Source organism: Actinocrinis sp., assembly GCF_035605935.1.
Taxonomy (GTDB): domain Bacteria; phylum Actinomycetota; class Actinomycetes; order Streptomycetales; family Catenulisporaceae; genus Actinocrinis.
On record NZ_DATNGK010000203.1, the window covers coordinates 36,367 to 53,568 of the forward strand.

At 69.9% G+C, this 17,202-nt stretch carries 13 protein-coding genes; 7 read left to right on the forward strand and 6 right to left on the reverse strand.

All coding sequences use genetic code 11. The features are described 5' to 3' along the window. The first annotated feature begins 172 nt into the window (after positions 1 to 172). Positions 173 to 1,456, forward strand: coding sequence for an MFS transporter (locus tag VN779_RS16320; RefSeq protein WP_325724150.1), 1,284 nt, complete (start codon positions 173 to 175; stop codon positions 1,454 to 1,456). On the opposite strand, the gene VN779_RS16325 is transcribed toward VN779_RS16320, so the two are convergent. Continuing rightward, positions 1,416 to 2,102 carry a rhomboid-like protein gene (locus VN779_RS16325; RefSeq protein ID WP_325724154.1) on the reverse strand — a complete coding sequence of 229 codons (687 nt, stop codon included), beginning with the start codon at positions 2,100 to 2,102 and terminating at the stop codon, positions 1,416 to 1,418. The two genes, VN779_RS16320 and VN779_RS16325, sit on opposite strands and share 41 nt — an antisense overlap. A 117-nt stretch (positions 2,103 to 2,219) precedes the next feature. Between VN779_RS16325 and VN779_RS16330 the strand changes: the two genes are divergently transcribed. The 3 genes from VN779_RS16330 (at position 2,220) to VN779_RS16340 (ending at position 6,620) form a co-directional block, all read left to right on the forward strand. Next, complete coding sequence (locus VN779_RS16330; protein WP_325724156.1) at positions 2,220 to 2,948, forward strand: HAD-IA family hydrolase; 729 nt, start codon at positions 2,220 to 2,222, stop codon at positions 2,946 to 2,948. Between the two features lie 665 nt (positions 2,949 to 3,613). After that, positions 3,614 to 5,464, forward strand: a complete 1,851-nt coding sequence (locus tag VN779_RS16335) for a glycoside hydrolase family 15 protein (protein WP_325724158.1) — start codon at positions 3,614 to 3,616, stop codon at positions 5,462 to 5,464. Positions 5,465 to 5,579: 115 nt separating this feature from the next. Continuing rightward, on the forward strand, positions 5,580 to 6,620 hold the full coding sequence (locus tag VN779_RS16340) for an aminoglycoside phosphotransferase family protein (protein ID WP_325724160.1): 1,041 nt from the start codon (positions 5,580 to 5,582) through the stop codon (positions 6,618 to 6,620). An 18-nt stretch (positions 6,621 to 6,638) separates the two neighbouring features. On the opposite strand, the gene VN779_RS16345 is transcribed toward VN779_RS16340, so the two are convergent. The 3 genes from VN779_RS16345 to VN779_RS16355 all read right to left on the reverse strand — a co-directional run bounded on the left by VN779_RS16345 (position 6,639) and on the right by VN779_RS16355 (position 10,719). After that, positions 6,639 to 7,925: a DUF1501 domain-containing protein gene (locus VN779_RS16345; protein WP_325724162.1), complete on the reverse strand. Its 1,287-nt coding sequence runs from the start codon at positions 7,923 to 7,925 to the stop codon at positions 6,639 to 6,641. Positions 7,926 to 7,940: 15 nt separating this feature from the next. Then, complete coding sequence (locus tag VN779_RS16350) at positions 7,941 to 9,302, reverse strand: DUF1800 domain-containing protein (RefSeq protein WP_325724164.1); 1,362 nt, start codon at positions 9,300 to 9,302, stop codon at positions 7,941 to 7,943. 73 nt (positions 9,303 to 9,375) lie between these two features. Next, the gene (locus VN779_RS16355) at positions 9,376 to 10,719 is read right to left on the reverse strand and encodes an APC family permease (RefSeq protein ID WP_414639684.1); all 1,344 of its coding nucleotides are present in this window, start codon (positions 10,717 to 10,719) and stop codon (positions 9,376 to 9,378) included. 34 nt (positions 10,720 to 10,753) lie between these two features. On the opposite strand from VN779_RS16355, the gene VN779_RS16360 reads away from it, so the two are divergent. The 3 genes from VN779_RS16360 (at position 10,754) to VN779_RS16370 (ending at position 16,201) form a co-directional block, all read left to right on the forward strand. Then, entirely contained in the window at positions 10,754 to 11,782 is a 1,029-nt protein-coding gene (locus VN779_RS16360; RefSeq protein ID WP_325724169.1) for a GlxA family transcriptional regulator, read from the forward strand. A gap of 115 nt (positions 11,783 to 11,897) precedes the next feature. Next, a complete protein-coding gene (locus tag VN779_RS16365; protein ID WP_325724170.1) occupies positions 11,898 to 15,845 on the forward strand; it encodes a SpoIIE family protein phosphatase in 3,948 nt (1,315 codons plus the stop codon). After that, positions 15,842 to 16,201 (forward strand): STAS domain-containing protein, encoded by a 360-nt coding sequence (locus VN779_RS16370; RefSeq protein WP_325724172.1) that lies wholly within the window; start codon positions 15,842 to 15,844, stop codon positions 16,199 to 16,201. Before VN779_RS16365 ends, VN779_RS16370 begins: the two co-directional genes overlap by 4 nt. Here the strand turns inward: VN779_RS16370 and VN779_RS16375 are convergent. Both VN779_RS16375 and VN779_RS16380 read right to left on the reverse strand, forming a co-directional pair. Further along, a complete protein-coding gene (locus tag VN779_RS16375; protein ID WP_325724174.1) occupies positions 16,198 to 16,680 on the reverse strand; it encodes an ATP-binding protein in 483 nt (160 codons plus the stop codon). The two genes, VN779_RS16370 and VN779_RS16375, sit on opposite strands and share 4 nt — an antisense overlap. 170 nt (positions 16,681 to 16,850) lie before the next feature. Continuing rightward, the gene (locus VN779_RS16380; RefSeq protein ID WP_325724175.1) at positions 16,851 to 17,198 is read right to left on the reverse strand and encodes an STAS domain-containing protein; all 348 of its coding nucleotides are present in this window, start codon (positions 17,196 to 17,198) and stop codon (positions 16,851 to 16,853) included. Between the last annotated feature and the right edge of the window lie 4 nt (positions 17,199 to 17,202).

Consider the following 17,202-nt stretch of genomic DNA (forward strand, 5'->3'; position numbering starts at 1 on the left):
CAGCGCCTCTTGGACGGGACGGGAGGCGGCCCTGTTCCGCCGCCGAATCACCGTTCGGTATCGGTTCGGCCGCGGCGGGGTTCACCGGCGCCGCGAAAAACCTGAACCTGTGGTCACATTTTACGTCGCGCCTCTTTCCAAGGGCCCGGCGCGGCTCCTACGCTGCCCCTCCATGGAGGGCGGCAATGTGAGCGGTATGGACCTGAACCTGCGGCGGTCGCGCGGCGCGCTGTTCGTCGCGTTCGGCGCGCAGGGCTTCTCGCTGATCGCGCTCACCAGCGAGATCCCGACGCTGGAGAAGCAGCTGCACATCGGCGACTCGACCGTGTCCGCGGTCATGGCCGCGGTGCTGGTGGTCGCGGCGCTCGGCTCGCTGGTGGCCGGGGCGCTGGTCGGCCGGTTCGGCTCGCGGATCGTGCTGCGCATCTCGCAGCTGCTGGTCCTGGCCGCGATCATCGGCGTCGGGGCGGCGCACTCGCTCGGCGCGGCCCTGCCGTTCCTGTTGCTGATCGGCGGCGCAATCGGCGCGGTGGACGCCACGACGAACATGCAGGCGGTCGCGTTGCAGCGGCGCTATGGCCGCTCGATCATCCTCTCCTTCCACGGCGTGTGGGCCTTCGGCGCGGCGATCGGCTCGGTCTCGGCCACGCTGGCCACCAACACGCACACTTCACTGCTGGTCTTCTACGCCTCGGCGAGCGCGCCGCTGGCCGTGCTGCTGCTCGCGGTCGGCCGGTTCCTGCTGGCCGGGGTGAAGGACGAGACGATCGCCCTGGACGCGGACACCGGCAAGCCGCCCGCGATCGCGTGGCGGCCGATGCTGGCCGTGTGCGCCGTGATGGCTCTTGCCTACTTCGCGGACTCGACCGTCTCCAGCGCGGGCGGCCTGTACATCCAGGACGGTCTGCACGGGCACGGCTGGCAGATCACCATCGTGTACTTCGCTTACGCGGTGCCGTTCATGGCCGGGCGGTTCGCGGGTGACCGGCTCACTGAGCGGTTCGGCGGCGTGCAAGTCGGGCGGGTCGGCGCGGCGATCGCCGCGGTCGGCTTCGTGATCGCGGTCGCGGCGCCGGGCCCGCTGGTGGCGCTGCTCGGCTTCGGCGTCGTCGGGCTGGGCATCTCGGTGATGGCGCCGCTGTGCTTCTCGGCCGCGGGCCGGCTCGACCCGGCCGAGACCGGCGTCGCCGTGGCCCGGCTCAACATCTTCAACTATGTCGGCTTCCTGTTCGGCTCGGCGCTGGTGACCGGGTTGTGGGGCGCGGGCGTGCCGCATCGGGCCGGTCTGGTGGTGCCGCTGGTCGGGGCGGGCGCGATCGCGGCGTTCGCGTTCGGGTTCAGCGAGCAGCGCACGGCGAGGTACTTCGCGAGTCAGGGCACGAAGAGCGGCGGCGCGGGCGAGGACGGGGGCGGGTTCAGTTTGAGCGAAGCCGCGTCCACACCGAACGCAGGCTGAGCATCGGATCCCAGGAGCTGGCGCGGGCGCGGGTGAGCGGGTAGCAGGCGAGGCCGAGCAGCAGCGCGGTGAAGTGCCCGAGGTCGGTGAAGTCCGTATCGCCGAACAGCGACATGCCGTAGTAGAGGACCAGCGCGGCGGCGTAGAAGTAGCGCCACGGCGCGGCGATCAGATAGGTCAGCACGCCCTCAGCTCCGGCCAGCGCGTAGCTGACGCCGATGTCCGGGACGAAGGCGTCGGAGGCGGGCGCGCTGCCGTGACTGATGTTGAAGTAGACGACGCTCTGGCTCAGGTATGTCGCGCCGACGTGCGAGATGACCACGACCAGCAGCCAGCGCGCGGAGCCGAGCCAGCGTTCGACGGGGGCGTGAAAGAGGCTGTAGAGGATCAGGTACGGCCACCAGTGTCCGCCGTCGAGCCAGAGGGCGCTGCTGATCAACACGCGGATCGGATCGTGCGACAGTTCGCGCAGGTTGGTGGAGTGGTGCAGCACGAAGTGGTAGCGGAACCGGGGGTCGAAGTGGTCCATGATGATCGTGTTGACCAGCAGGATGGCGAGCCAGGCGTAGGTCCCGGGGGCGCTGCGCACGTAGGCGAGGACGGTCTCGGCCAGGGTTTGCAGGCGCCGCACGACCGGATGGGACATGAATCCATCATGACGGTCGTTCGGGCCCGGCGCTGACGGCCCGAGACCCCCATCAGCCGAAATCCCCGAGCGGGCCATGAGATCCGCGGCGCGGCGCGATACGCGAGACTGGGCACCATGTACACGCACCTCTACAGCCTGCCGTCCGCCGTCGAGACACCGGAGGATGAGCTGGACGCTCCAGTGCCGCCGATCGAGGCGGTGCTGTTCGACTTCGCCAACACCCTGTTCCGCATGGTCCCGACCGACGTCTTCCTGCGGCGGGTGTGGCAGAACGCCGGACGGGACATTGCGCAGCTGGATATCGATTCGGTACTGCGCGAGGTGCAGACCGCCGGGCAGTTGCCACACGTGCAGGCCGCTCAGGTGGGCCGGGACTTGACTGTGGAACTGCACTGGGAGGCGACGCGAGTCTGGTTCCGCGAGGTCCCGCAGCTGGCCGACATCTTCGATCTGGTGTACGAGGCCATCCTCGCCCAGGAGAACTGGTTCGCGTACACGGACACGGCGCCGGTGCTGCGGGAGCTGGCCCGGCGCGGCATACCGGTGGGCGTGGTCAGCAACATCGTGTGGGATGTGCGGCGCGAGATCGAGGCGGCGGGAGTCGGCGACGCGGTGGGGGCGTACGCGTTGTCATACCAGATGAATTGCGAGAAGCCGGACCCGAGGATCTTCCTCAAGGCGTGCGCCGACCTCGGCGCAGACCCGCGGCGAACGTTGATGGTCGGGGACAATCCGGTACAGGACGGGGGCGCTGTCACGTGCGGGCTTCGTGCCCTGATCCTGCCTTCCGAGCCACGGGCCGGGGACCGTGGCCTCGATAGTGTCCTGCGGCTGCTGGGCTGACGGACCGTCGGAAGTGAGCGAGCCCGCGGCTCCCAGCTGGCTGCGATCGCCTTCGCCAAGAGCCGCGAAGTGGCACTCGGAGCTCGGAGCGACCGTGTGTGCCAACCCGCGTGTCGGTGCCCACAGCTCACTGGCCTGCGGCTTTAGCGGCGCACTAGGCGCATTTCAACGGAGCACCGAGGGCGCACTTTCTTCTGGCTTCGACACGCGTTAGAATGTTCAATATTGAGGCACTGCCCGCTCCCCCCGTGGCGGGCTGTGCTCCAGACGCGGTCTGATCAACTGCGTCCTGGCGGCTTCGCGCTTCCCCCGTGGCGCGAAGCCGCCCTTTCTTTTGCGGCCGCTTCGCGCGCTCCTGCTGGCGTTCCCGCCCTGCCTTCCCGCTACACCTCCGACTCGGCTGCGGGCTCTGCTTCCGCAATGCCACGCCGCCCCGACGCGGACTCGACGCTCACGAGGGCGCGACTTGAGCGGCCCTTTATGCGGTGGCGGTTGAGTGGTTGCGGGCCTGAAGTGGTTTCCGCACTGTTTCCGGGTCGTTTCCGTGCCCCAACCGGGTGACTGCCGGGCGCGCCCTGACCGCGCGCCCGCGCCGGTACCCGCACCCTGGAGCGACCCAGGAGGGTGCTGAAGCTCCGGACCGACCAGTCGAAAGGCCGATCTCGATGCGCCGCTATCCCCCCATCGCCGAGCATGGCATGATCGGCGACCTGCAGACCTGCGCCCTGGTCTCCTCTGATGGAGTGCTCGACTTCTTCTGCGCGCCGCGCTTCGACTCACCCTCGGTCTTCGCGTCCCTGCTCGACCACGACCACGGCGGCTACCTGCGGCTCGCTGCCGACGACGCCGACGTGCAGTGCAACTCCCGGCAGCTCTACCTGCCCGACACCGCGATCCTGATCACCCGGTTCCTCTCCCACCACGGCGTCGGCGAGGTCGTCGACTTCATGCCGCTGAACCGGCCGGAGCAGGCCAGCGGCCGGCGGCGCATCGTGCGGATCCTGCGCGTGGTGCGCGGCACCGTGAAGTTCGTGCTCGAATGCCGGCCCCGCTTCGACTACGGCCGGGCCGGGCACGAGCTGACCCTCGTGAGCGACAGCGCGGCGGTCTTCCGCGGCCCCGACCTCGACCTGCAGGTGCAGACCACCTTCCCCTTCCACCGGGAGGGCGACGACATCGTCGGCAGCGTGACCCTGCGGCTCGGCGAGACCGCGGCGCTGGTGCTGACCACCGGGATCGAGGAGCCGAGCCGGCCGATCACCGTCGCGCAGCTGGAGGACGAGCACGAGGCGACCACCCGGTTCTGGCACTCCTGGCTGCGCGGCTCGGCCTTTCGCGGCCGCTGGCAGACGATGGTGCACCGGTCCGCGATCACTCTCAAGATGCTGACGTACGCCCCGACCGGCGGGATGATCGCGTCAGCTACCTTCGGGCTGCCTGAGCAGATCGGCGGCGAGCGGAACTGGGACTACCGCTACACCTGGATCCGTGACGGCGCGCTGGCGGCGCGCGCGCTCGCAGAGCTCGGATTCGTCGAAGAGGCTGACGCGTTCCGCCGCTGGGTGACTGAGCGCCTGCGCGATACGCGGCACGCGTGCGGCGAGCCGTTGCAAATCATGTACTGCGTAGACGGCGACCCGTACCTGGTCGAGGAGGAGCTGCCCCACCTAGAGGGCTACGAGAAGTCCGGTCCGGTGCGCATCGGCAACGCGGCCGCGGGCCAGCTGCAACTCGACATCTACGGCGAGGCGGTGTGGGCGCTGACCCAGTCACGTGAGCTGGCCGAAGTCTCCGGCTATCAGGGCTGGCAGACGCTGTCCGCGATGCTGGACTGGCTCAAGACCACCTGGGACCGGCCAGACGAGGGGATCTGGGAGACCCGCGGCGGGCGGCGCGACTTCACCTTCAGCAGGCTGATGTGCTGGGTGGCGTTCGACCGGGGCGTGCGCCTGGCCCGCGAGTACGCGCGCCCGGCGGACCTCGACGGCTGGACCACCACGCGCGACGCGATCCTCAAGCAGGTGATAGAGCGCGGCTGGTCCGAGCGGCGCGGCGCGTTCGTGCAGCACTACGGCGGGGACGTGCTGGACGCGTCGCTGCTGATAATGCCGATCGTGGGCTTCATCTCGCCCAAGGACCCGGCGTGGCTCTCGACGCTCTGCGCGATCGAGCAGGATCTCGTGACGGACTCGCTGGTCTACCGCTACGACCCTTCGGCGGCGCCGGACGGTCTGCGCGGCAGCGAGGGCACGTTCAATCTGTGCAGCTTCCTCTACGTCGACGCGCTCGCGCGGGCCGGGCAGCTCGACAAGGCACGCTACGCGTTCGACAAGATGCTGACATACGCGAACCATGTCGGCCTGTTCGGCGAGGAGATCGGGCCGACCGGGGAGCAGCTGGGCAACTTTCCGCAGGCCTTCACGCACCTGGCGCTGATCTTCGCGGCGACGACGCTCGGCAGCGAACTGGAACGGCGCAGCGAGCGCGGCACGCGGCCGCACGGAAGGCCGTGGTGACCGTAGCGCAGCATCGTCGGCACCGCCGGTAATCTGGTCGCTCGCTATCGGAGGCCTTGGTACGTTGACGCTTTGACGTGCGGTGACGCGAAGAAGCGCAGGGAGCGAGGGGCCCGTGGTTTTCGAGAGCCTGAGCAAGCGCGGCGTGGACAGGCCGACGCTGGCCGCGCTGATCAGCACCGCCTTCGGGCCGCAAACCGGTATCGTCGCGGCGACGGAGATCAACGAAGGGTTCTTCAACGCCGCGTTCCGCCTCACGCTGACGGATGGCCGCGAGGTGATACTCAAGGCGTCACCGGAACCGCAGATCCCGGTGCTGACCTACGAGCGGGACATCATGCGCGGTGAAGCAGAGTTCTTCCGCGCGGCGGCCGGCAGCGCGGCCGTGGTGCCCGAGGTGCTGTGCGCGAACTTCGAGCGCGAGGTTATCGACGGCGACTTCATCGTGATGACGGTGATTGACGGCGTCACCTGGTTCTCGGTCGAGCAACAGCTGCGCGAGCAGGCCAAAGCCGAACTGAAGCGGCAACTCGGCGGCATCGCGGCGCACCTGCACCGGGTGACGCATCCCCGCGGCCGATTCGGCTATCCGGCGGTCGGCGAACTATCGGGCTCGACATGGCCCGACGCGTTCTCGGCGATGATCGGCGCGATCCTCGACGACGCCGACCGGTTCAATGCTCCACTGCCGCTGCCCTCTGCGGAAATACGCAAGGTCGCGCAGCGCCATGCCGACGCGCTCGCGGCTGTGGACACGCCGGCGCTGGTGCACTTCGATCTGTGGCCGGGCAACGTGATGATCACCGGACACGAAGCAGCTGACCAGGACGAGGACGGAGCGGCGTCACCCCGCGTCAGCGGCCTGATCGACGGCGAACGCATGATCTGGGGCGATCCGCTCATGGAGTTCGTGGGTATGGAGGTGTTCGGCCGCGCGGACCGGGACGAGCACGTGCGCGCCGGATACCTGGCCGCGGGCGGGACGATCGACACAGCAGAAGCTGCCGAGCGCCGCATGACGCTCTATCACTTGTACATGCAGGTGCTGTTGCTCACCGAAATGGGTCCGCGCGGATACACGGACCCTCAGTACCTCGGGTACTTCGGCAGCGAGTGCCCGAAGCGGATCTTCGAAGCCGTCGACAAGCTCCGGTGACCCGTCGCGATTTCTGCGTCAGACGAAGGAGAGGGCCGGGAAGGAACCGCCGAGGACTGACGCCGGGTCCGCGCCGAGCACGCGTTGCAGTACCGTCGCGTAGACCGAGCGGAAGTCGGTGTGGAACTTCAGGTCGCCGTTGTCGAGATCGCTGAGTGAAGGCTGCTGCCCGATGAAGCCGCCGTGCACCGACTCGCCGGCGACAAAGACCGGGCCCGCGGTGCCGTGGTCGGTGCCATCGTTGGCGTTCGCGGCCACCCGTCGCCCGAACTCCGAGTAGGCGACCAGCACGACGTCCTTCGCCCGCGCGCTGGCGGCGATGCGCTGCTGGAAGGCGCCGATCGCGTCGGAGACCTGCTTGAGCAGCGCGCTTTGCGTTCCTTTCTCCGCCGAGTGAGTGTCGAAGCCGCCGAGGCTGACGGCGTATACGCGTGTCGGGACGGACGACTCGATGCAGGACGCGACGATGTCGAGCTGCTGGGCGAGCGCGCTGGTGCCCGCGGTGGCCCCCTTCGCCTTGCCGCCGGCCGATTGCTTGAGCTTCGCAGACCCCTTAGCTGCCCCGGCGCCCTTACTCGACGCCGCGGCCGCGTTGTTGAGCGTCGGGCCGAACGCCGCCGAAACCGTGAACAGGTCTGCCGTGTCGCGAGCTGCGTAGGCGGCGTACGGGCAGTCCTGCGCCGAGGTCGAGCCGAGCGCCTTGAGCGCTTCTCCCGGCGAACCACTCGGCAGGGCGAAGCGGCCGAGCGGAAGCGCGGAACCGGCGGTTTTCGTTCCCGCGAGCAGCGGCGGCAGCACTCCCCCGAGCGAGACCGCACGCAGGGCGCGCAACTGGTCGTCCGGTTGGCCGTCGAGCCAGCGGCCGAGCCAGCCTGAGTTGCCCGGCTCGGCCGGTGAGGCGGTCTGCCAGATGTCCATGGAGACGAAGTGGCTGTGGTTGGGCTGCGGATAGCCGACGCCGCGCACGATCGCGAGCTTGCCGTTCTGCCAGAGTCCGTGCAGCGCCGTCATGGCCGGGTTGAGCCCGAGTCCGTCGCCGAGGTCGAGCACCTCGTGCGGCTGATAAGCCAGGTCTGGACGCGCCTTCTGGTACGCCGGATCAGCGGCCGGCACGAGCGTATTCAGTCCGTCGTTGCCACCATAGAGAGTAAGCAACACGAGAATGCCCTGGCCCGGGGGCAGCGGATCGGTGGCCGCAGCCGAGTGCAGTTCGCGCAGGCCGAGCACGGTGCCGCCGCCGGCGAGCGCGGCCGCGCCGGTCACTGCGGACGCGAGGAGGAACTTGCGGCGGGTGAGCGTATCCATGGCTTCGGTGGCTCCTCAGTTGACCACGTACTCGGGGCTCAGCAGGGCGAGTTCGACCAGCGCCACCGGATCCCCGGCGACGTCGGCGAGCGCGCCGCGGGTCCGATCGCTGAACACGTCGATGCCGAGCAGGTGAGCGGCCGCGTCGAGGCGACCGCTCGGTGCGGCGTCGGCGACCTGGGAGATGTCACCGACCGACGCGGCCCAGTGCGCAAAGGTGATGCGGGTCTGGGTCGCGGCAGTGGTCAGCCAGAGCGTTCCAGCGGGCCAGCCACCGACGTTCGGGGGCGCGAAGGGTAGTTGCCCGAGCCCGTTGAGGGCCGCGCGCAAGAGGACCGAATCCTTTGCCGAGCCGTCGGTCGGCGGATTGATCTTCAGGGCGCGCAGGGTGCCGACGACGTACTCGACGGGCTGCTTGACGAGCGCGTATCGGGCGGAGGGCGCGGATGACGAAGTCGCGGATGAAGGCGCTGACGGCGCGGTGAATGCCGGATCCGTGAAGACGGCGCGGGCAAGCGCAGTGAGGTCGTGGTTTTGGCCGTAGGCCGATATCAGGCGGCTGAGCGTGTCTGCCGGGACCGGATCGCCGGAACCGAGCCGGAACCACAGGCGCGAGGCGACAAACCGCGCGTTAGCCGGCTGAGCCATGAGCAGATCGGTGAAGGCGTCGACATCGAAGGACCCGGTGCGCCCGAGGATGGTCTGCGGTGCGGTGGCGTGAGCGTTCGCGGCGAAGACGGCCTTGCGAGAGCCGCGGTCCAGCCGCCAGCCGGTGAGCGCGAGGGCGGCCTGTCGCACATCGGTCTCGGTGTAGTTCCCGACGCCGAGCGAGAATAGTTCCATCGACTCGCGCGCGAGGTTCTCATTGGGCGCCTTCGCGGTGCTGCCGGCCGCGTCGAGCCAGATCATCATCGCCGGGTCGGTGAGCATGGCGCGCATCAGGGCACGGAAATCCCCGCCACCCAGTGCACGCTGCGTCTGGTTCTGCTGAAGCATGAGCGCGGCGCTGCGCACCTTCTGCACGGAGGTGGCGAAATGCCCGTGCCAGAAGAAGGTCCGCTTCTCGGCCCACGGCCGGTGCGCCGCGACCATCCGCGCGATCCACCAGGCGATCAGCTCATAGGCGGCCTGTGCGCGTTCGGCGTTCGCCGCCTTCTTCTGCGCGGGCGTCGCTTTGCCACCAGGCAAGGGGTCCGCCAGATCGGTCGGCGGCGGGGTCGTATCGACGCCGGGATCAGAGCCAGGCGCGAACAAGCCGTCGACGAGCGCCTGATATCCGGTCGCCGCGGCGGCGTCGATTTCCGCTCCGCTCGCGCCGAAGCCGCTGCGCCGCAACAGGTGCCCGATCAGCGCACGATCCTGTTGACTGTCCGTCACACGGACAGTGTTGCGAACGGCGGATAAAGACACGATAAGCGCGACAGCCAGAGCAGAGCAGGGAGAAACGGCTTCAGGATCGGTGGCTCCGGCCGACGCGGGCAAGGCGCGCGTACAGCAGCGCGGCGGCGGACACGACTACTGCCCAAGCGAGGTAGACGCCGGTTGCCGCCAGGATCAGCGCCACGGCGGCGAGCGCGATGATCGCGGCCGCGCGGCCCTTACTGCGGCGCGGCAGCAGCCGGAGCGCCGCGACGACGCCGATCGCGTACACGACCACGATCAGCCCGGCGGTCAACGAGACGAGCGTGCGCGTCTGCACGTGAAAGGCGGCGGTGGCGACCAGGCCGGGGATGGTCAGCGCGGAGACGAAAGTGAGGCTGCGCCGCGGAACCTCTCCGGCCGTGCTGCCGCGCGCCAGCCAGCCGGGCAGCGCGCCGTCCCGGCCAAGGGCGGCGCCGAGCTTGGCGACACCGGCGTAGTAGGCGTTCATCGTGCCGAGCGTGAGCAGCACCGCGGCGCCGGCGGCCAGCAGCCGCGCGTTGCCGCCGAGCCCACGGGCCATCAGATCGCCGAGCGGCGCGGCCGAGTCGGCGGCGCTCGGGCCGAGCACTGTGACGACGGCGAAGGCGACCGCGAGGTACAGCACGCCGACCACGGCGAGCGCCGCTGCGGTGGCGCGCGGCAGGTCGCGCGCCGGACGGCGGAACTCGGCGGCCAGGTGCGTGATCGCCTCCCAGCCGGCGAAGCTCCAGACCAACAGCGCGGCGGCCGGGGCGAGGGAGAACCAGCCGTGTGGCGCGAACGGCGTGAGATTGCTAAAGCGCGCGTGCGGGAGGGCCAGCCCGACCGCGAGTAACAGAAGCAGCGCCAAAAGTCCGGCCAGCGCGAGTTGCACGCGGCCGGTCACGCGCAGCCCCGCGGCGTTCGTCGCGGTGACGATGACCATCAGCGCCGCGGCCGTGATCGTCGCGGTCGTGGTTCCGCCGCCGAGAGCCGCCGCCACATACTGGCCCCCGAACAGGGCTGCCGGGGCCGAGCCGGTGGGCACGGTGAAGAAGAAGCACCAGCCGACAACCACCGCGGTGCGTTCGCCAAAGGCGAGGCGGGCGTAGGTCGAGACGCCCCCGGCGTCAGGATGGCGGGCCGCCAGCGCGGCGAAGGTCGCGGCCAGCGGGACGGAAAGGAGCACGAGGGCGCACCAGGCGAGGAGCGACGCGGGACCGGCCACCTGCGCGGCAAGCGCGGGCAGCGCGATCACGCCGGTGCCGAGTACCGCGCCGACGTACAGGGCGGTGCCTTGCAGCGTGCTCAAGCCGGTAGCGGGCAGGGCCGCGTCGCGTGCGTCGCTCGATCTGGTCAGCTCGGTCAGTTCGCTCACGGCATCAGCCTGCCGGGTAATTTCGACCCGAACCATCGGCAGAAATGCCGTGATGCGCTAAATTTCTGCCATGAGCAGACACGTCGTGGCCGTCGCGGTGACCGACGGCGCTCCGGTCTTCGAACTCGCGGTGCCGTGCGAGGTGTTCGGGATCGACCGCAGCGACCTGGTCGACCCGTGGTACGAGCTGCGCCTGTGCGCCGCCGAGCCCGGCCCGGTGCGGGTGGCGAGCGGACTGCAGGTCCCGGCGCCGCACTCGTTGGACGAGTTGGTCGCCGCGGACACCGTGATCGTGGGCGCCTGCTCGCGCCAGATTCGGCTGGCGCCACCTGCTGACCTCGTCGATGCGGTACGCGCCGCGTACGAGAAGGGCCGGCGAATCGTCGCGCTGTGCACAGGCGCTTATATCCTCGCCGCCGCCGGGCTGCTGGACGGCCGCCGCGCGACGCTGCACTGGATGAACAGCGCGGATGTCGCCGGGCGCTTCCCGGGCGTCGAGTTCGACACCCGCGCGCTGTACATCGACGACGGCGACATCCTCACCTCGGCCGGCACCGGCGCCACGATCGACCTGTGCCTGCATGTCGTACGGTCCGATCACGGCGCCGCCGTCGCCAACGAGGTCGCGCGCCGGATGGTGGTGCCGCCGCATCGCGAGGGCGGGCAGACGCAGTACACGACCCCGCTCCCCCGGCCCCGGCTCGCGTCCGAGCGGATCGACAGCCTCGCTCCCATACTCGAGTGGGCTCGGGCGCGGCTGCACGAGCCGCTGACCGTTCCACGGCTGGCCCGGCGCGCGCACCTGAGCGAACGCACGTTCGCCCGGCGTTTCCACGACCATCTCGGTACGACGCCGTTGCAGTGGCTGCTTCAGGAGCGGGTCCGGCTCGCCCAAGAACTGCTGGAAACCACGGAGGAGACGGTGGAGAGCATCGCGGCGCGGGCCGGTTTCGGCACCGGCGCGAACCTGCGTCACCACTTTCGGCGCGTCACCAGCGTCTCGCCGCACAACTACCGGCAGGCGTTTCGCCGCCGCGAGCCGTCGATCGGAGGTGTCGAGAGAGGGAACGAAACAGCGAATGCGCAGATTCAGCGGTAGGTTCGACCCGAGTGGCCGGGATGTGCAGCGGGCTCTCGGCGATGGCGTTATGCGAAGCACTGCGGCCCCCGGCCGCGCCGAGTGAGTCGCGGTGGACGGAAGGGCGTAGGCCGTGGTGGCGGACGCGAGGGACGCGCACACGCCGGGGATGGACGCACTCCCGGCCGACTTGGCTGCCGCTGTCGCACTAGGTGGCGAGGTGGGCGCGTATTTCGCGGGCTTCGACTGGGCCAGCCATCCACTCGGAGCGCCCGCGACCTGGCCGCCGGAGTGGCGCTCGGCCGTGGCCGTCGCGCTGGCATCACGATTTCCCGTCATAGTGTGGCTCGGACCGCAGCTGAATATCGTCTACAACGACGGTTACGCCCCGTTCCTCGACCGCAAGCATCCGGCGGCGCTGGGCAAGGCCGGGCGCCAGGTGTGGGTGGAAATCTGGGACCAGATCAGCCCGATGCTGGCCGGGGTGATGGCCACCGGCAAGGCGACCTGGTCCGACGATCTGATGCTCGCCCTGGTTACCGACGGCGTTCCCCGCGAGCGTTATTTCACCTTCACCTACAGCCCGATCTTCGCAGAAAACGGAACGGTCAGCGGCATCTTCTGCCCGGTTTCCGAGACCACCGAACGAGTTCTCGGCGAACGCCGACTGCGGTTGCTGACCACCGTGGCCGCAGAACTCTTACACACCCGGACCGTGGCGCAGGCCGTGGACGGGGTGGCGCAAGTGTGTGACGGTACGCATCCCGACCTGCCGTTCATCGCGATGTATGTAAGCAGCGACGGCAAACCGGCGACACTTGCTGGAGCCAGCGCTCCGGTACGCCACCGGCTACCGCGATCACTTGCCGCATTGCTGCCCCAGAACACGGAACTCGGCGCCGGGCAGACACTGATGCTCGACGTGCGGGACCGGCTGGAGTCGTTGGCCGCGGACATCGAGACCGGAGGTCCGACGCAGGCGCTCTTGCTGCCGCTGGCCGCCGGGCAGGCGGGTGCCCGTGACGGCGCGCTGCTGTTCGGGCTCAACCCGGATCGTCCGCTGGACGACCAGTACCAGGGCTTTTGCCGGCTGCTCGCGGACCAGATCGCGGCGGCGTTCGCCAGCGCGGGCTCCTTCGAGCTGGAGCGGCGGCGCGCTGACGCGCTGGCCCAGCTGGACCATGCCAAGACAGTGTTCCTGACGAACGTCAGCCACGAGTTCCGCACCCCGCTGACCCTGCTGCTCGGCCCGCTGGAGGACGCGATCGCCGCCGAGAACGCGGCGCCGCAGCGCGAGCGCCTGGAAACCGCGCGGCGCAACGCCGCCCGGCTGCTGCGCCTGGTCAACTCGCTGCTGGAGTTCGCGCGTACCGAGGCCGGCCGGGCCGACCCCAAGCCGGTGCGCACCGATCTCGGGGCGCTGACCGCGCAGATCGCCTCCTGCTTCGCCGAGCTGTGCGAGCGCGCCGGGATCGAGCTCGTGCTCGACTGCGCTCCGGCTCCGGCCGAGGTTGACCCGCAGATGTGGGAGACGATCGTGCTCAATCTGCTGTCCAACGCGGTCAAGTTCACCTTCAGCGGCTCGATCACGGTACGCGTGGACTGCCCGGATCAGGACACGATCGACGTCAGCGTGTCGGACACCGGGACCGGCATCGCGGCCGAGGACCAGGAGCACCTGTTCGAGCGCTTCTATCAGGCTCGCAATCCACGCGCCCGCAGCATGGAGGGCAGCGGCATCGGGTTGTCGCTGGTGCGCAGCCTGGTGGAGTTGCACGGCGGCACGATCTCGCTCGAGAGCGTCATGGAGCGCGGCACTTGCGTGCACATCCGACTGCCGTCGGCCCGTCAAGTCGCCGAGCGCGCGCCGCAACAGCCCTCGCGGGACGCCGCGTCTGGCGCGTCCGACCCGCGGACCGCAACCAGCCCGCTCTCACCGGTCGCGACGGCCTACGTGGCCGAGGCGATGCAATGGCTTGATTCGGCGCCGGCATCAGACGACGACCAAGATCGCGATCACGACGCGCCAGCGCACCAGCCGCTCGTCCTGATCGTCGACGACAACGCCGACATGCGCCGCCACCTCGAGCGAGTCTGTTCGGCGCGCTGGCGAGTGGCGTCGGCGAGTGACGGGGAGAGCGCGCTGCAGGCAATGCGCAAGCGGCGTCCGGACGTCGTGGTCACCGACGTGATGATGCCGACGCTCGACGGGCTCGGCCTGGTCGCCGCGATGCGCAAGGACCCGCGACTTGCCGCTGTACCAGTTCTGATGCTCTCCGCTCGCGCGGGCGTCGAGGCTGCCGGCGCCGGCCTGGCCGCGGGCGCAGACGACTATCTGCCGAAACCGTTCAGTTCGATCGACCTGGTGAACCGGATCGCCGCGCGCCTGAACGCCGACGCCCGCGAGCACGAGCGGCGGGAACTCGATCGGGCTCGGGCGCGCCGTGCCGCGGCGCTGGCCGAGTTCGCCGCGGCGGTGAGCGCCGCCGGCTCGGTCGCCCAGCTGGTCGAGGCGCTGCTGGCCAGCCCGGCCGGCCTGGGCGCCTCGGTGGCGGCGCTGGGAGTGCTGGATCCCGATTCCGGTGCGATCCGAAACGCATTCGAGGGCGACATCCCGCCCGAGCTGCGTGAGCGCTACCACGTCATCGCCGCGGACTCCCCAGTCCCACTCGCCACCGTGATCCGATCGGCTCAGCCGATGATCATCACGGACACGCATGAACTCGACACGCAGTTCGCCGAGGTGGTACGCGACAGCGAACTGTTCACCCGCGCGGCACTGGTCTACCCGCTGCGCGATCGGGTCGGCTCGGTGATCGGGTCGATGTTCCTGGCGTGGCCGCAGCCGCGCGACTTCACGCCCGAGGAGCTTGATCTGGTCGAGCGGGCGGTGGTCGGCGCGGGACAGGCGCTGGAACGCATCGACGCGGCGGAACGGGAGCATCGCATCGCCGCCGGGTTCCAGGAGCACCAACTCGACCTCGACCGCCGCTCGCGGGCGGGTGTGCTCGGCGCGGTTTACCAGCCTGCCGCGGAGATGATGCGGGTGGGCGGCGACTGGTATCTGGTCGCGCCGCTGCTGGACGAGCACCGGCTCGCCGTCTCGGTCGGCGACGCGGTCGGCCACGGGTTGCCGGCGGCGACGGTGATGAGCCGGCTGCGCAGTGCCGCTGCGGCGGCGACGCTCACCGAGCCGGCCCCCGATTTCGTGCTCGATCTGCTGGAACGGTACGCGGCCAGTGTCCCGGGAGCGGAGTGCACGACTGTCGCTTACGCCGTGGTCGACAGCGAAGCCGGAGTGATCGATTATGCGTGCGCCGGGCACCCGTACCCGCTGCTGGTGACCGAATCCGGCGAGGCTCGCTACCTCGTCGACGGTCGTCGGCCGCCCCTCACGGTCGGGCGCGGCGACGCGGCGAGGGCGCTGGGACGAGATGAGCTTCCGCCCGGCTCTTTGCTGCTGCTGTACACCGACGGCCTGATCGAACGGCCCGGTGAAAGCCTCGACGAAGGGTTCGACCGCTTGCTGGCGGCCGCGACACCGCTATGCCATCAGGCAGTTGACGCGGTGTGCACGCAACTGCTGGAGGCGATGGTGCCGCCAGGCGGCTACCGCGACGACGTCGCGCTGCTGGCGCTGCGCCCTGCGGGCGTGACGCCGACCAGTTTCGTCACCGCGCAGCCCGCCGATCCCGCGGCGGTGCCTGAGCTTCGGGCCCGGCTGCGCACTTGGCTCGATGATCTGAATCTGCCCGGAACGCTGAGCCACGACGTGCTGCTCACGGTATGCGAGGCGGTGAACAACGCGATCGAGCACGGCACCCGGGCCGATCCGCGCCAGTGCGTGTCGGTGGAGGTCTTCGCCGAACCGGATTCGATCTGTGCTTCAGTCAGCGATCCGGGGCAGTGGGCCCCCGACACTACGACCGGCCGCCCGGCCGAGGGCGGTGCCGGCCTAACGCTGATCTACGGCCTGAGCGACAGCGTGGAGATCGCGCGAGCGGCGCGGGGCACCCGTGTGACGATGCATCATCGCCGCCGCCGTGCCCCGGCGGCCCGGCCGGCGGTCGGAGCACGCCGATGACCGCGGCGAATTTCACGCTCAAGACCTCGCAGGCCGACCTCGGTCCGGCGATGGTGGCCGTTACCGGCGAAGTCGACGCCACCAACGCCGCCCGTTTCACCGCCGCCGTGGAAGACGTCGCCACCGAGCAGCCGACGGTGCTAGATCTCAGTGACCTGCTTTACCTGGACAGCGCCGGTTTCGCCGCCCTGCACCGGATCGTGGCCGGTCACGCGGTCGCCATCGCGCTGCCCGCGCACAGTCCGCTGCGTAAGGCTGCTGTTTTGATGGGCCTACCGCATCATGACAACGCAGAGGATGCCGCAGCGACGCTGGATTCGGGCGCTGCGGGCGGCGGCCGGCGCAACGGCGGCTAGCGCGCTGCTGATCGATCGTCCGCGGACGCGGCCGGGGACTGCGCCGATTGCGCGGGTCCGGCCGGCCACTTCTGCGAGGCCGCGGTCGGCGGGCGCTCAATCGTCACGGCGACCGTCTTGCCGTTGGCGTGGGTCACGGTTTCCACCCGCCCCGCCAAGCCGTTGAGCACACGCAGTCCGACGCCGCCGCCCCCGAGCAGGTCGGCCGGGCGCGGGGCCGGTGTGGTGGCGCTCGTGTCGCTGACCGCGACCGTGAGACACCGCCCGTCGTCGCTCAGCGTCAGATCGAACGGTCCTGGCGCGTGGCGCACCGCGTTGGTGACCAGTTCGCTGACCGCCAGCAGCGCGTCATGCAGCACCGACTGCTCCAGCGGCGGGTTGCATCTCGCGAGGAACTCGCGGGCCAGGTCGCGCGCGTGCGTGATGCTCGCCGCGTTCCCGTCCAGGGAGTGCCGCGTTCGCGCCGCGTCGTCGTTCATCTCGCATTCACCCCGTCCACGCTAGCGGCTCCGCACTGTTTGCGGTCTCCGCCAGACTGGCCCTTTCGGGCTTGCTGCCGTGCCCGGTCCACACGGCGCGTGCCCCGTCGCCGTTCAATCTGCAATACGCCGCTAAACCGCCGCATGTCCGCACGGTGATCATCTGGTCTTCATTCAGACAGCGCCGCCTCGGTGTCGGGGAACACCTCGAGCACGCCGAGCGCGCCGGCCAATTCGATCACCCTGATCAGCGGGGCGGACGGCGCGGCCAGCCGGAACACCGCGCCCTGCGCCCGCGCGTCCCGGTTCGCCTGCAGGATCGCCAGCAGCCCGGCCGAGTCGCAGAAGGTCACCTCCGTGGCCTCCAGCACCACGGTGCCGCGCGCCACCAGCGGTAAAAGCACGGCGCGCAGCCGGTTGATCGAGGTGAAGTCCAGTTCCCCGGCGGCCTGCACGACCGTGGTGCCGTCGCGCGCGCCGCGCTGGACTCGCACGTCCAAAGGACGGGCCTCGGCCATGCCG